This is a genomic window from Pseudomonas kulmbachensis (assembly GCF_963681935.1).
In the GTDB taxonomy this organism is placed as follows: Bacteria; Pseudomonadota; Gammaproteobacteria; order Pseudomonadales; family Pseudomonadaceae; genus Aquipseudomonas; species Aquipseudomonas kulmbachensis.
In genome coordinates, this window is record NZ_OY817088.1 from 1118964 (window position 1) to 1132909 (window position 13946).

Here is a 13946-nt window from a genome sequence, read left to right on the forward strand (position 1 = left end):
TCGATAATTGTGCCATTACTTACACGAAGGAATGTCGTCATGGCCTTGGCCCACAATCTTGGTTTCCCCCGCATCGGTGCAGACCGCGAGCTGAAAAAAGCCCTTGAAGCCTACTGGAAGGGCGATATCGATCAGGCCGCGTTGGAAGACGTTGGCCGCCAATTGCGAGCCAAACACTGGCAGCTGCAAAAAGATGCAGGCATCGATTTGCTGCCCGTCGGTGACTTCGCCTGGTACGACCAGGTCCTGACCCACTCGCTGACTTTCGGCGTCATCCCTGAGCGTTTTGCCAGCACCCTGGACGAGCAGCGCCGTCCAACCCTGGGCACTTTGTTCGGCATGGCGCGCGGCGCCAGCCAGAGCTGCTGCGGCGGCGAACACAGTAAAGGTCAGTACGCTCAGGAGCTGACCAAATGGTTCGATACCAACTATCACTATCTGGTGCCGGAATTCAGCCTGGACCAGCGCTTTGAACTGAGCTGGAACCAGTTATTTGAAGAAACTGGTGAAGCACTGGCGCTGGGCCATAAGGTCAAGCCTGTCATCATCGGCCCGCTAACCTACCTGTGGCTGGGCAAGGCCAAGGGCGACGAATTCAACAAGCTCGAGCTGCTGGAAAACCTGTTGCCGGTTTACGCTGAAATTCTTTCCCGCTTGGCTGAGCAGGGAGTGGAATGGGTTCAGATCGACGAGCCGATCCTGTCGCTCGACTTGCCGCAGGAGTGGAAAAACGCCTTTGAGCGCGCTTATCACATTCTTCAGTATTCGCCACTGAAGAAGCTGGTTGCCACCTACTTCAGCGGCCTGGAAGACAACCTCGGCCTGGCTGTCGGGCTGCCGGTAGATGGTTTGCACGTCGACCTGGTGCGTGCTCCCGACCAGTTGCATGCCATTCTGGATCGTCTGCCGACCTACAAAGTGCTGTCGCTGGGCCTGGTCAATGGGCGCAACGTATGGCGCTGCGATCTGGAAAACGCCCTGGCGCAATTGCAGGAAGCCGAAGAACGCTTTGGCGACAACCTGTGGGTTGCCGGTTCTTGCTCGCTGCTGCATAGCCCGGTGGATCTGGACCGCGAAACCAAACTGGATGCCGAACTCAAAAGCTGGCTGGCCTTTGCCAAGCAAAAGTGTGACGAAATTGCCGTGCTGCGTGATGCGCTGAATATTGCGCAAGACCCCAAGGTACAAGCAGCACTGGCTCAAAGCCGCGCCGTACAACAAAGTCGGGCCAATTCGCCGCGAATTCACAAGCCAGCAGTGCAGGCTCGTATCGAAGCGATTACCGAGGCTGACAGCCAGCGCCAGTCACCGTTTGCCACCCGTATTGAGTTGCAGCGCGCCCGACTGAATCTGCCAGCGTTTCCGACAACTACTATTGGCTCGTTCCCACAGACAACTTCAATCCGTCTGGCACGCCAGTCGTACAAACAAGGAAAACTGTCGGCCAGCGAATACACAGACGCCATGCACAGCGAGATCCGTAATGCCGTACAAGTCCAGGAGCGTTTGGGCCTGGACGTACTGGTACACGGCGAAGCCGAGCGCAATGACATGGTGGAATACTTCGCCGAGCAGTTGGATGGCTATGTATTCACCCAATATGGCTGGGTACAGAGTTACGGTTCGCGTTGTGTGAAACCGGCGATCATTTTCGGCGACCTGAGCCGTCCGCAAGCCATGACCGTGGAGTGGATAAAATACGCTCAGGGCCTGACCGACAAGGTGATGAAGGGCATGCTGACCGGCCCGGTGACGATGCTGATGTGGTCGTTCCCGCGCGAAGATGTATCGCGCAAGGTTCAGGCGCAGCAATTGGCACTGGCGATCCGCGATGAAGTGGTGGACCTGGAACAAGCCGGGATCAAGATCGTGCAGATCGACGAAGCGGCTTTCCGCGAAGGCTTGCCGTTGCGTCGTGCACAGTGGCAGGAGTATTTGGACTGGGCAGTAGAAGCGTTCCGTCTGTGTGCATCTGGCGTGGGTGATGAAACCCAGATCCACACCCACATGTGCTACAGCGAGTTCAACGATGTGATCAAGTCGATTGCCGAGATGGACGCCGACGTGATCACCATCGAAACCTCGCGCTCGGACATGGAGCTGCTGGATGCATTTGAAGCGTTCGACTATCCGAACGACATCGGTCCAGGTGTGTATGACATCCACTCGCCACGGGTGCCGGACACGGCCGAAATGGTCAAGTTGCTGAGCAAGGCCGCCAAACGTATTCCTGCCGAGCGTTTGTGGGTCAACCCCGACTGCGGTCTTAAAACCCGCGCCTGGGCCGAGACTGAAGCCGCATTGATCAACATGGTTGCGGCCGCACGGCAGTTGCGCGCCGAGGTGGCTTAAGCCCGTTTAAAGCATGGGGGGCGGAGCATCGCAATGATGTCCGGCCCCCGGTTTCGCTTTCGTTAACCGCTTCAATGGCAACACTTCCCCCCCTCCAGGATCCCCATAGCCTGGCGTCAGAAAACCAAATACCACGTGCCAACCATTCTGATGAATGGCTGCTTGCTCTGTTACTTCTGACAGTAGGCAGGCCACGTCTCAAAGCGCGTAATTAATCCCAATAGAGTCAGTTATCAGGCTCATAAACACCGGTTTTCCGGCCATGCGTTGGCCGACAGCCGGGGATGGTTCCTGCCAGTGCGGATACGCAATCCGCTTGAGGTTATGGTCATGGCGAGCAAAAAATCTTCAGGGAAATCTGAAACCGGGAAAGGCGTCGGCAAGGCGGCCAATAAAGAACAGGTCGCCATCACCGGGCAATCGTTTACCGACCCACCGCAGGATGAAGAGCCTGCACTAGAGATCATTGTCATTGGGGATGAACCACCGCTGGATGATAAGCCCGCGCAAGGCGACGAGCCTGCGCCAGACCTTGAGTCTGAAAGCGATATCGCGGCCCGCGAATCCTTGATGGTGTTGCACGAGCAGCTCACGAGTCTTGGTTTTAGCTCCGTGTTCGACGTGGTACGTGATGGCCGTACAGAGGTCCTGACGAAAGTAAAACAGTTGTCGAAGCTTGTAGATAACGGCCCGACTGAAGCGTTTTATGAACAAGCCCAAGCCCGTGCCGCCAGCCTGACCCGGCGTTATGCACAGCTCTGTGCACGCGGTGAGCCGGCCTTGCATGCGGTACTCAAGCTTGAGGCGCCCGAAGATCGCTCCTGGATGTTGCGATCGCTCAGTAGTGGCGGCAATTACGCCAGTTGGTTTGTGCAAACCAATAGCGGTGGGTTCTCCCATCCTGACTCGGCAGGCTCATTGTTTTCCCCGGCCAGCTATCTGACTGACCTGTATCGGGCTGCCAAGCCGCTCCATCCGGTCAGCAACGGCCTGCAACTGAACCAGCGGCGGCCTGACCTGGGCCAGTTGACGCTTAGCGATGCCAACCTCAATGAAGAAGTCAGCACCCTGGCGCTGACCCTGGAAGTGTTGGAGGCGGGTATTACAGGCGATGTGGACGAGGTACTGCGTACTGCCCTGTACCCGATGAACCTGCCTTACAACCATGCCAGTGAACAGATACTGCAAGGCATGGCAGCCAGCAAAAGCAGCCCGGCCGAACTCTGGTCGGTGTTGAAGGATTACGAAGGTCAGGCACTGACGCGCGAAACCGATCTGCGCAGTTGGGCGAACAAGATGCCAGCGGCCTATGCGCGCGATGCGTTGGGTATGTCTCCGGAGTTGGCAGGCATCATGACTGAGGCCAGAAACACCACCGATGCCTCGGTCGCCCGATATTTTGGTTACAGCTCGTTCGGTCAAATGCAGTATTCATCGAGCCTGCAAACTGCACTCCAATTGCCAGAGGAAACCATCGTCCTGGCGCTGGGAGGCGGGCCTTTTTACAACCTGTCGTCGCGGGATATCGTTCCGACCCAGACCTACGGCGCCCGCTATCTCAATGGCTGGTCAGACGGTACGCAAAACCCGGCCAAACCACTCTATTGGTATGTCGGTGCCGCCCTCGGTCAGCCCGTGCCTCAGCCAGCCAACAGTCCGTCCAACAGTGGTCTGTATAACCGTAATGGCCGCGCCTTCGAGCGCCTGAACCGCATCTTTCGCTTGCAACAGCATGTGAAACAACTGTCTTTCGAGGAACTGGACTGGCTGATCTGCCAGGCCAGCGATGATCTCAGCGCTCACCCCCTGACCCAGGCCTTGCAGGCACTGGCGGTCTATATGCCGTTACGCCAGCGCTATGGCATGACGGTCGACAGTTTTGGCGCCTGTCTGCACCTGCTCAATACCTTCCATGCTGGTGGCAAGCCCTCGTTCTACAGCGCCTTGTTTGGCGAGGCTGAACTGATCGGTTCAAGCAATATCGACTTCCAGCAAACAACCCTCAGTCAAACTTCACTGCGTGCTAGGGCCAGCCTGTGTCAGGGCCTGAAGGTAGACGATGCAACCCTCACTTTGCTGGCGCAGTACCTGCCAGGCATAAGCGCCAATGGCGTGTTACCGGAGTTGGGGCTGGAGCAGATTTCTGCGTTGTACCGGCTCGTAGCGATACCTCGGCTGTTTGGCCTGAGCGTGGCCCAGGCCTTGCACTTATGGGACTTGCTGGCCGCGCCCGAGGCAGTTGTCCGCGCCCTGGCTCAACCCAAACCCAACCAGGTCGCGCAGGGGGTGCTGATACGCACTGGTTATCTGGTCGACTGGATGCACGCCGCACAGCTGGATCCGGAGCAGCTTATCGCGCTGACCAGTCGCCGCTATCCGGCCCAGAGCACACCCGAACTGCAAACCTTTATTGAAAACATCTACAGCACACTGGCTGGTCGTACCGCTGCTGAGGCGGCAGATGGCGAGGTATTACGGGCGCAATTGGCGCGCCATATCGGCGCCGAATTCAACCTGAAACCCAATATCGCCACTGCCGTAATGGCTTGGGCCGACGCTGTGGCCAAGGACATGGCTCCCACACTGGAGGGTTATGGCCTGCTGAACTTCTGGGCCGATATCGAACGCGTCTGTCAGGGCATTACCACGTTGGACGACGTATCCCGTGCCGTGCAGTACGCCTACTTGTTACGCCAGTTCGTCCAGGTCTGCCATTGGGCCCAGCTTGGCGAGCAGGATTTGCAGGTGTTGATGCCTGCGGGGGCGGGCCAGCCTTCAGCGCTGACCGGCGCACTGACGGCCCCTCAATTGACATTGGATGTACTGCTGCTGTTGTCACGCTATCGCAGTTGGCAGCGGCGGCTGACCGGCACAGTGGCCGAGGCCCGTGGTTTTATCCTGCGTGCTGCTGCGCAGGATCCGGCACTGACGCTGCAGGTCGCCGCGAAACAGCTCAGCGACCTGCATGGCTGGGACCTGACGCAAACCCTGGTGTTGATGAATGACGCCGTGCCACGCAACTTTGTGGCATTGCTGCCGCTACTGCAAAAAACGCAGTTCTGCCAACGGCTTGGGTTGTCGCCTACGGATTTGCAGTGGGTCGGCAAACTGACTGAAACCGCCACAGTTGATCAGGCCACGCTCACTTTGATAGCCGCCAAAGTTATCGCAGCCGCACGCGGCTAACCCGGGAGAAAATGTGATGAACGAGAAATTAATGGCCGGTCTGAACGAATCCCGGCGTGATGCAATGGTGCCGTATTACCTCAAGTATGTGATCCCCGCGCGTAATCTTGGCACGTTGGCTGAGAAGATCACCACCGCGGAAGATCTGTACGAATACCTGCTGCTTGATCCGAAGGTGTCCGGGCAGATCAAGACCAGCCGTATTGCCGAAGCCGTGGCCAGTACCCAGCTGTATCTGCACCGTTGTCGCGAACAGTTGGAGCCAAATACCAACATGGTCGCGATGCAAGACGCTTCGCGCGACAACGGCTATTTCAGTCGCTGGAACGCTTACAACAAACGCTATGCTACCTGGGCCGGTCTGCAGCGGCTGTTGTACTACCCGGCCAGTTATATTGATCCCGAACTGCGTTACAGCAAGACTCAGTTATTCAAGGAACTGGAGTCAGCCATCAATCAGGGCCGTATTACCGAAGAGCGCGTCGAACAGGCCTTTACCCAGTACGTGAGCGGCCTGCGCACTGTGCTCGATATCCGTTATGACAGTGGTTATCAGGTAGAACCAGCCAGCGAGAAGGGGGCGGCGTATTTCTGCGGCAGCATACCCGGAACAACGGGTGAGTATTACTGGCGCCGAACGGATTACACCGACTTTGGCACAAACGCTAAAGTACGCAATGCAGCCTCCTGGAGTGAATGGCTGAAGATTGATGCGCCGTTGCAGCCGATACCAGGCACCACACCGTCGATTGTGTTCTTTGCCAATCGCTTGCATGTGTTGTGTGTGCATCAATATAACGGTGGTGTTACTGCAGTCGGTACCCAAGGCGACACCGAATTGAATATGCTGCAGGAATTGCAGATTGCCACACTGAGGCCCAGTGGGCAGTGGAGTATTCGCAGTTGGCCTCTTACCATTAGCCCAGCAGGTGTTTTTGCGGCTGAATTACGTGATCCCGAGAAAAAAAGCGAGCCGGTCTTGGGGGTGTTTTTTGATACTCCAGAGGGGCTTAGTCTGTATCGTTTCAGTAAAATATTGCAGATGGTTGATTCACTCGGAAATAATGCAAAATTTGATTTTATTAATAAAAATAAAACGTTCAGCGATTATCACGATATACCGGTATTCCAACCGCTGCTTGTTTATCCTCCTACGGGTCCAGCGCTCAATTCAATCACGACTCAATATGTTTTTCAGCAAAAGTTCGATGCTTATTACTGTAAGTTCTCGAACTTCGTTTTTTTCAATAAAGACGGATTGCTGAGCATCTCTATAGACGGAGATGTACATATGCCCAATGGTCAGCTAACCCGACTCATGATTTACAGGTCTGGCGAGCTATTGGGTTTCTATAATGTTTATAGCTCTGGTCAGTGGAAAAGAACTGAGGTGATAAATACGCCATTCCCATTCGTTGAGTTTGTACAAGATTATTCATATAGCGCAAGATTTTCCTATTGGTTAAATGTGGATGAAGTGCCGTTGAAAAGAACGGTTGTAGGCACACTAACAACACTGACCAATTTCGTAGCCAATGCAAGTTTGTGGATCCCTACCGCCCACAACGGCGCTGGCCGTACACAAATGCTGTACACCAAACCTGGCAATGCCAGCGAGTACGTGCTCACCACGTTGGCTGGGCCGCTGCTGGAACAAAAAATGCTGGAGGACGTGCAGGCACTGCTGTCGTGGGATGTGCAACAGACCAAGGTCGATCCCAGTGGATATAACGGCAGCAATATTTCTCGAATTACCAGTTTCGAAGGGGGCGTTGGGCTCTATACGTGGGAGTTGTTCTTTCATGCCCCATTTCTGATTGCCAATCGTCTGCTGGCCGAGCAGCGTTTTGATGAGGCCGATCTCTGGTTCAAACGCATTTTTGATCCGGCGGGTTATCGAGACTCAAAAGGTGTATTGCAAACAGAGAACTCCAAGCCGCGCTACTGGAATGTACGACCGCTGCAAGAAGATCTTACCTGGGGCTCTGCGGCGCCGATCGATACCGACGATCCGGACGTGATCGCCACGGCCGATCCGATGAACTACAAACTGGCGGTTTTCTTGCGTGGGCTGGAGCTGTTGGCTGCCCGGGGTGACCAGCTGTATCGCCAGCAAACGCGCGATAGCTTGAGCGAGGCCAAGATGTGGTACATGCAGGCCTTGCAATTGCTCGGTACACGCCCGTTACTGCCGCTGGCCCTGGCCTGGGATGCGCCGACGCTGGAGGCCGCCAGCAGTAGCAACAATCTGCGCCTGCTGGAGCTGGAAACCCTGGTCGAGGAGCGGCAGGCGCTGCTGGCACCTGCTTCGCTGCGACAGGTCGTGGTAGCCAACGGGCCGTTTCGGCCACCGGTCGATACGGCGGTGCTGGCTTACTGGGATCGCTTCGAGGGGCGTCTGTATAACCTGCGTCGGCACCTGTCCATCGATGGTCAGCCGCTGTCGTTGGCATTGTTCGAACCTGCGGCGGACCCGCGTTCGCTACAGCTTGCTCGTCAGGCCGGTGACGGTGCCGGTGGCCTCCAGGCCGGATCGGCCCCGGCACTGTGGCCGCAACGCTTTATGGTGCTGCTGGATCGGGCGCGCAATGCTGTGCAGCAGGTGGTTCAGTTTGGCGCCAACCTGCAAGGTGTACTGGAACGGCGTGACGCCGATGCCTTGAGCGTCTTGCAACAAACCCAGCAGGGCGGCTTGCTGGCCCTGATGCGCGAAGCCCATATGGCCAATCAGGCTTCGTTGCAACATACCTTGAGCGGGCTGGAAGGTAGTCAGGCAGCGATCCTGGCGCGTCAGCAACATTATGATGCGCTGTTCGAGGAAAATATTTCCGAACGTGAGCAGCATGCGATGGATTTGCGCAGCGACGCCAACTACCTGGATTACACGGCAGGAGCCTTGCGCTTGGTTGCCGGGGGGCTTAATGCCCTGCCGACCATGGCAATGGCGGGTGCGGGAGCCGGAGTCGCTTTTGCCTTTGGGATGGGGGGCGCAGGCTGGGGCAAACTGGGCAGCGTGGTTGACGCCAGCAGTGATGTACTGCGCCTGGCGTCCGGGATCATGCAGGGCGAAGCCGCCAAGGTGGATGTCTCCGAGCAATACCGTCGTCGGCTTCAAGACTGGGGTTTGCAGCGGGATCAGGCGCTGCATGAGGGCAAGGTGATCACGAGCCAGATCGATGCCCTCAAGGAACAGATCACGATGGCCGAAAAACAACGCCAGCAGACCGAAATGGAACAGGCCAATAACGACGTGGTGCTGGAAATGCTGGGCACCCGCTTTACCGGCAAGGCCCTGTTCAACTGGCAGGCTGCTCGACTGTCGACGCTGTATTACCAGCTCTACGACTCGGTGTCTTCGCTGTGCGCGCAGACCCAAGCCAGCCTGCACTGGGAAACCCGCGACAAGCGCAATTACCTGCGCCCCGGTAACTGGAGCGATCTGTATCAGGGCCTGCTGGCCGGCGAGAGCCAGTTGCTGAGCCTGCAACAGATGGAGGCGGCTTACCTGAGCTGGGACCAGCGTACGCTGCAGGTGCGTAAAACCGCTTCGCTGCGCACTCTGGACGCCACGCTGATCAACCGGATCAAGCAACTGCTTGCGCCTGACAGTCTGGTCAACGTGGACCTCGACACTACCCAATCGAAAGTACAGGTGGTGCTCGACAGCAACAGTAACCTGAGCCTGAGCTTCAAGCTTGATGACTTGAACATTTTGGGTGATTACCCATCAAGCCTTAACCTGGGCAGCAGTCGCCTGATCAAGACCTTTAGCGTGACGCTACCGGCTTTGTTGGGCTCGTATGAGAACGTGCAGGCCTTGTTGCGCTATGACAGTAGCCAGCCGTTGGCCAATGGCTGCAAGGCCGTGGCCTTGTCCCATGGGCTGGATGACAGCGGGCAGTTTCAGCTGGACTTCAATGATGGCAAGTACCTGCCGTTTGAAGGCTTACCGGTCGAGAAAGGCTCATTCTCATTGGTGTTTCCAAATGCTCAACGCGGCCAGCAGGCGATGTTGCTGAGTTTGAACGACATCATTTTGCATGTCGGCTACACGATCCGGTAATCGCATAGCAGTGAAGATACAAATCTGTAGCCGCTGGCGCAGTCGGTGCCAGCGGCTACTTTTTTGGACGTTACCTGACGATTTTATCGACATGGATATCGAGTTTTTTCAGGCGATACCAGAAGCTGCGCTCTGAAATACCGATCAACTGCGCAGCAGCAGCCTGCACGCCTTGGGCTTGTTGTAATGCGGCAAGGATGTAGGTTTTTTCGACTTCAGCCAGGGCTGCTTCCAGATCGGGCGGTACGCTCGGCCCCGGTGTGAGCAGCGCGTTGCTTTGGCCGGGTTGGGCACTGAACAGGTAGGGCGGCAGGTCGCTGTCCTGGATGGTGTTGCTGTTGGCCACAATGGTGGCGCGTTCGACGCAGTTCTGCAGCTCGCGAATGTTGCCCGGCCAGCCGTACTCGGCCATTGCCTGCAAGGCGCTGGGGCTGAAGCCGGTTATCCGTTTACCTGCCGTGGCACCCAGAATATGGGCAAAGTGCCGCGCCAGCGGGGTGATGTCTTCAACGCGTTCGCGCAAGGCGGGCAGCGGGATCGGAAACACATTCAGGCGGTAGTACAAGTCTTCGCGAAACTCTTTGTTGGCTACGGCCTCCAGCAAGTTCTTGTTAGTGGCCGCAATCACCCGCACATCGACCTTGCGCTCTCGCGGATCACCCACCGGTTCAATCACCCGCTCTTGCAGGGCCCGCAAAATCTTGGCTTGTAACGCCAGGGGCATATCGCCCACTTCATCGAGAAACAGCGTGCCTTTGTCTGCCTGCATAAAGCGACCGACGCGATCCGCCACGGCGCCGGTAAACGCGCCTTTGCGGTGGCCGAACATCTCACTTTCAAGCAGCCCTTCAGGAATGGCCGCACAGTTGACCGCGACAAAAGGTTTGTCTGCGCGGCTGCCGTGTTTGTGAATGGCGCGGGCGACCATCTCTTTGCCGGTGCCGCTTTCGCCGGTCAGCAGGATGGTGGCGTTGCTGTCCCGAACCGAGTCGATGGCCTGCAGCACCCGACGAAAACTCGGGCTGTCGCCAATCAGGCTGTCGATGTGCTGGTGCTCGTCCAGTTCGGCGCGCATGCGGGCGTTGTCGCGCAGGATGTCGCGAAATTGCAGGGCCTTGCTGACCGTAATATCCAGTTCGTCGATATCAAAGGGTTTGGCGATGTAGTCGTAGGCGCCGTTACGCATGGACTGTACGGCGTTTTTCACCGTGCTGTAGGCGGTCATTACGATTACTGGCAGATGCGGGTAGTGCAGTTTGACCTCGGCCAGTAACTGCGGCCCGTCCATACCGGGCATGCGCCAGTCGCTGATCACCAGGTCGATGTCTTCCTGTTCCAGAATCGCCAGCGCCTGCAGGCCGTTGCCTGCAGTGAAGACCTGTATTTGGTTTTGACTCAGTGCCGAGCTGAGCAGGTCGCAGAGTTTGGGTTCGTCATCGACCACCAGCACGTTATGACTCATGTCTCATCCCCTCCGTGGGCCGGAATGTACAGATTGAAAGTGGCACCGGCGTCTTTTTCGCTGATGCATTCGATGCGTCCATCGTGGCTGTCCATGATCGAAAAGACCTTGGCCAGACCCAAACCGGTGCCTGAGGCTTTGGTCGTCACAAAGGGCGTGAAAATACGTTCGAGCATGTCGGATGCTATCCCTTCGCCAGTGTCGGCAATACCAATCACGGTGTACTCGTTTTCGCGGGCAATGCGCACGGTCAGGCAGCCCCCTGTGGGCATGGCATCTATGGCGTTGATGATCAGGTTCAAGCACGCCTGTTTCAATTGCCCGGCATCGGCATACAGGGTTGCGTCTGGCGCCTGATCGTCGATGCGGGCATCAATGTTGTGGCTTTCCAGTTCCGGTTTGCAGAAACCCAGAATCTCTTCAACCAAAGGCCGCGCAGCCTGTTGTGCGCGGACGGGGGCGCTGGGTTTGGCGAAGTCGAGAAACTCGGTGATCAGGTCGTTGATCCGGGTGACTTCGCTGACCACGTATTCCAGATGGCGCTTGTCGGTATCGCCCAGGTCGGCGCGGCGGTGCAGCAGTTGGGTCGCGGTCTTGATAATGCCCAGCGGATTGCGAATTTCGTGCGCCAGGCCCATGGCCACTTCGCCCAGGGCATGCAGTCGGTCGCGACGGCGCAGCTGGGCTTCGAGATGGTGCAGTTGGCCCAAGCGGGCCGCCATGTGGTTGAAGGTGCTGCTGAGCTCGGCCAGTTCATCGTTACCTGATACGGCCACGCGCTGGTTGTAATCCCCGGCGGTCACGGCCCGTACACCCGCCGACAGGCCGCGCAGCGGGCGGGTAAGTCGCTCGGACACCAGCCAGCCTACGGTCAGCGACAGCAGCGAACCCAGCAGAAAAATCAGCGCGAACAGGTTGGTCTGGTTGACCAACCCCACCAGGCTGGTATGACGCAGCAGGCCACTGTAGATCACGCCTTGCAGCTCACCGGTGTCGTTGAGGATCGGCCAGTACAGGCCGCTGTAACGGCTGGTGAATTGCTCGCTGGGTAATTTTGTTTCGCGCAAGGTCTGTTCAATGGCGCGGGAAACAGTGGGCTGGCGGTCTTCAAAACGCTGGCTGGAGAATATTTCGGCGAACCCGCTGTTGTTGTGCAAGTACAGGCGCAGATCGAGGGAGTGCACCTCAGCGACGCTGGTCAGAAAGCTGCTGTCCAAGTAGGTGGCCACCAGCAATTGGTAGTCGACGCCGTCCTGGCTGGTAGGAAAAGTCGAAACTACGGTGCCGGTGGGAACTTCGCCTACGTTGATGGTTTGCAAAACCGCATTCGGCTCCAGGCTGATCTGGCTGACGATGCTATCGCTGGCGGTGCTGAACACCACTTTATGGTCGCTGTCGCGAATCAACGCCACCACATCGATGCCCATCGCATCGGCGATGTCGGCAGTCAGTCGGTCATGGCGGATTGCTTTATTGGACGTTGGCGGATGGGTGTATTGCAAAAACAGCTTGGCGACCCTGGCGTTGTCCGCAAGGATTTCGCTGATCTCGTCCTTGACGATCTTGGTCGACTCCTGCAACCAGACCCGCACGTTGCTATCGAAAATTTGCGACAGGGTAGTCGCGGCCAGTTCGGCGGCAATCATGGTCGGAATCACGCTGACCAGCCAAAAGGCCAGCACCAGCTTGCGCTGCACTGTCCAGCGCGACACTTTGAAGGGTTGAGGCTGGTTCGATTTGGCAGGCGTGCTGGGCATTAATACTCGCTTATCGCAGCCGCCAGGGCAGGGTCATGGCGGTCAGGGCGGATGAACAGTTTGACCATCTTGAGTACGTTGTTCAGCAGCCAGTTACGGTGGCGGAAAAACAGCATATTGCTCTGAAAGGTACAGCCCAGACGTATCTTGCTGGCGTAGCCAGCCTGGCCGCATTCGTACAATGCGATCTTGTGTCGAATGCAGTAGTCGACGTTTACCAGCCAGCTTCTGAAGTACAGATTGTAGTCGCGGGTCAGCTCAAGGTCGTGGCCGAAAAACTTGTCGATCAGCCTGTTTTCGTCAATCAGTACCAGATTGAACGCCACCAGTTGCTCGTCGACCCAATACAGTACGCACAATGCCCGATCGCCGAGCTGTTGGAGAATACCCGTGAAATATGTCGGTGGTAAGCGCTCCAGTTGCAGATCACTGCGTTCCAGGCTGGCCTCGTACAAACGCATGACTTCGGGCAAAACGTCATCGATGGCGCTGCGCCATTCCACCCGTGGCCCTGGAGCGCGCAGCTTGCGGCGCATGTCTTTACGGGTGGACTTGCCCAGTGAGCCCAGATAACCCTCTACCGAGCCAAAGGGCACCGCCAGCATCGCGCTGGGCAGGCCGGGCATCGACTGAAAACCTGCAGTCTTGCAACTGTGTGCCCAGTCTTCGTCATGGCGAGGTACGTCCTTGACGGCGATCAGACCGATGCCCAGCCGAGCGGCGTCCTTCTGGGCCAGTGCCAGCAGTCGGGCGAGCAAGGCAGGGCGCAGCGCCCCCGGAATATGGCTGGCCATACCCGCGCTGCACTGTTCGGTCACCGGCGAGCCGATGGCGTACAGCTGCAGTTGCACCAGCGCCGGCAGCACCCGGTTGAGTGTTTCGGTGAAACGTTTGCTGAGCCCTTGAACCGTGGTGTCGAGGCGATAGCAGGTCGTAAATGCAGTCGCTACGGCGATCAGGGTCTGGTCTTGGAATAGCGTCAGGTATCGCCATTCGAAGCCTTCGATGCTGGCCTCTTCAACCGCCACAATGTAGTCCCAATCCTCAAGGGCACCCGGAAAACAGTCATTCCAGGCCGCGCGGTCGATCGCCTGGATGGATGAAAAGGCTTGGGCAGTAATCATGA

General features: G+C 57.3%; 6 protein-coding genes. 3 read left to right on the top strand and 3 right to left on the bottom strand.

What is annotated here, in order from left to right:
* Positions 1-39 precede the first annotated feature (39 nt).
* The 3 genes from metE to U5A05_RS05270 all read left to right on the top strand — a co-directional run bounded on the left by metE (position 40) and on the right by U5A05_RS05270 (position 9601).
* On the top strand, positions 40-2352 hold the full coding sequence (gene metE / locus U5A05_RS05260) for a 5-methyltetrahydropteroyltriglutamate--homocysteine S-methyltransferase (RefSeq protein WP_321835890.1): 2313 nt from the start codon (positions 40-42) through the stop codon (positions 2350-2352).
* A 330-nt stretch (positions 2353-2682) separates the two neighbouring features.
* Positions 2683-5538: a Tc toxin subunit A gene (locus U5A05_RS05265; protein WP_321835891.1), complete on the top strand. Its 2856-nt coding sequence runs from the start codon at positions 2683-2685 to the stop codon at positions 5536-5538.
* Positions 5539-5554: 16 nt separating this feature from the next.
* Positions 5555-9601, top strand: a complete 4047-nt coding sequence (locus U5A05_RS05270; protein WP_321835892.1) for a Tc toxin subunit A-related protein — start codon at positions 5555-5557, stop codon at positions 9599-9601.
* 70 nt (positions 9602-9671) lie between these two features.
* Here U5A05_RS05270 and U5A05_RS05275 read toward each other — a convergent pair whose 3' ends face one another.
* From U5A05_RS05275 to U5A05_RS05285, 3 genes are read right to left on the bottom strand one after another with little or no spacing between them, the layout of a single operon-like run.
* Positions 9672-11063 (bottom strand): sigma-54-dependent transcriptional regulator, encoded by a 1392-nt coding sequence (locus U5A05_RS05275; RefSeq protein ID WP_321835893.1) that lies wholly within the window; start codon positions 11061-11063, stop codon positions 9672-9674.
* On the bottom strand, positions 11060-12820 hold the full coding sequence (locus U5A05_RS05280; RefSeq protein ID WP_321835894.1) for a sensor histidine kinase: 1761 nt from the start codon (positions 12818-12820) through the stop codon (positions 11060-11062). Before U5A05_RS05280 ends, U5A05_RS05275 begins: the two co-directional genes overlap by 4 nt.
* Positions 12820-13944, bottom strand: coding sequence for a GNAT family N-acetyltransferase (locus U5A05_RS05285; protein WP_321835895.1), 1125 nt, complete (start codon positions 13942-13944; stop codon positions 12820-12822). Before U5A05_RS05285 ends, U5A05_RS05280 begins: the two co-directional genes overlap by 1 nt.
* Positions 13945-13946 lie beyond the last annotated feature (2 nt).

Coding starts and splice junctions, on each gene's coding strand:
- metE (WP_321835890.1), top strand. CDS start 40: ATGGCCTTGGCCCACAATCTTGGTTTCCCCCGCATCGGTGCAGACCGC.
- U5A05_RS05265 (WP_321835891.1), top strand. CDS start 2,683: ATGGCGAGCAAAAAATCTTCAGGGAAATCTGAAACCGGGAAAGGCGTC.
- U5A05_RS05270 (WP_321835892.1), top strand. CDS start 5,555: ATGAACGAGAAATTAATGGCCGGTCTGAACGAATCCCGGCGTGATGCA.
- U5A05_RS05275 (WP_321835893.1), bottom strand. CDS start 11,063: ATGAGTCATAACGTGCTGGTGGTCGATGACGAACCCAAACTCTGCGAC.
- U5A05_RS05280 (WP_321835894.1), bottom strand. CDS start 12,820: ATGCCCAGCACGCCTGCCAAATCGAACCAGCCTCAACCCTTCAAAGTG.
- U5A05_RS05285 (WP_321835895.1), bottom strand. CDS start 13,944: ATGATTACTGCCCAAGCCTTTTCATCCATCCAGGCGATCGACCGCGCG.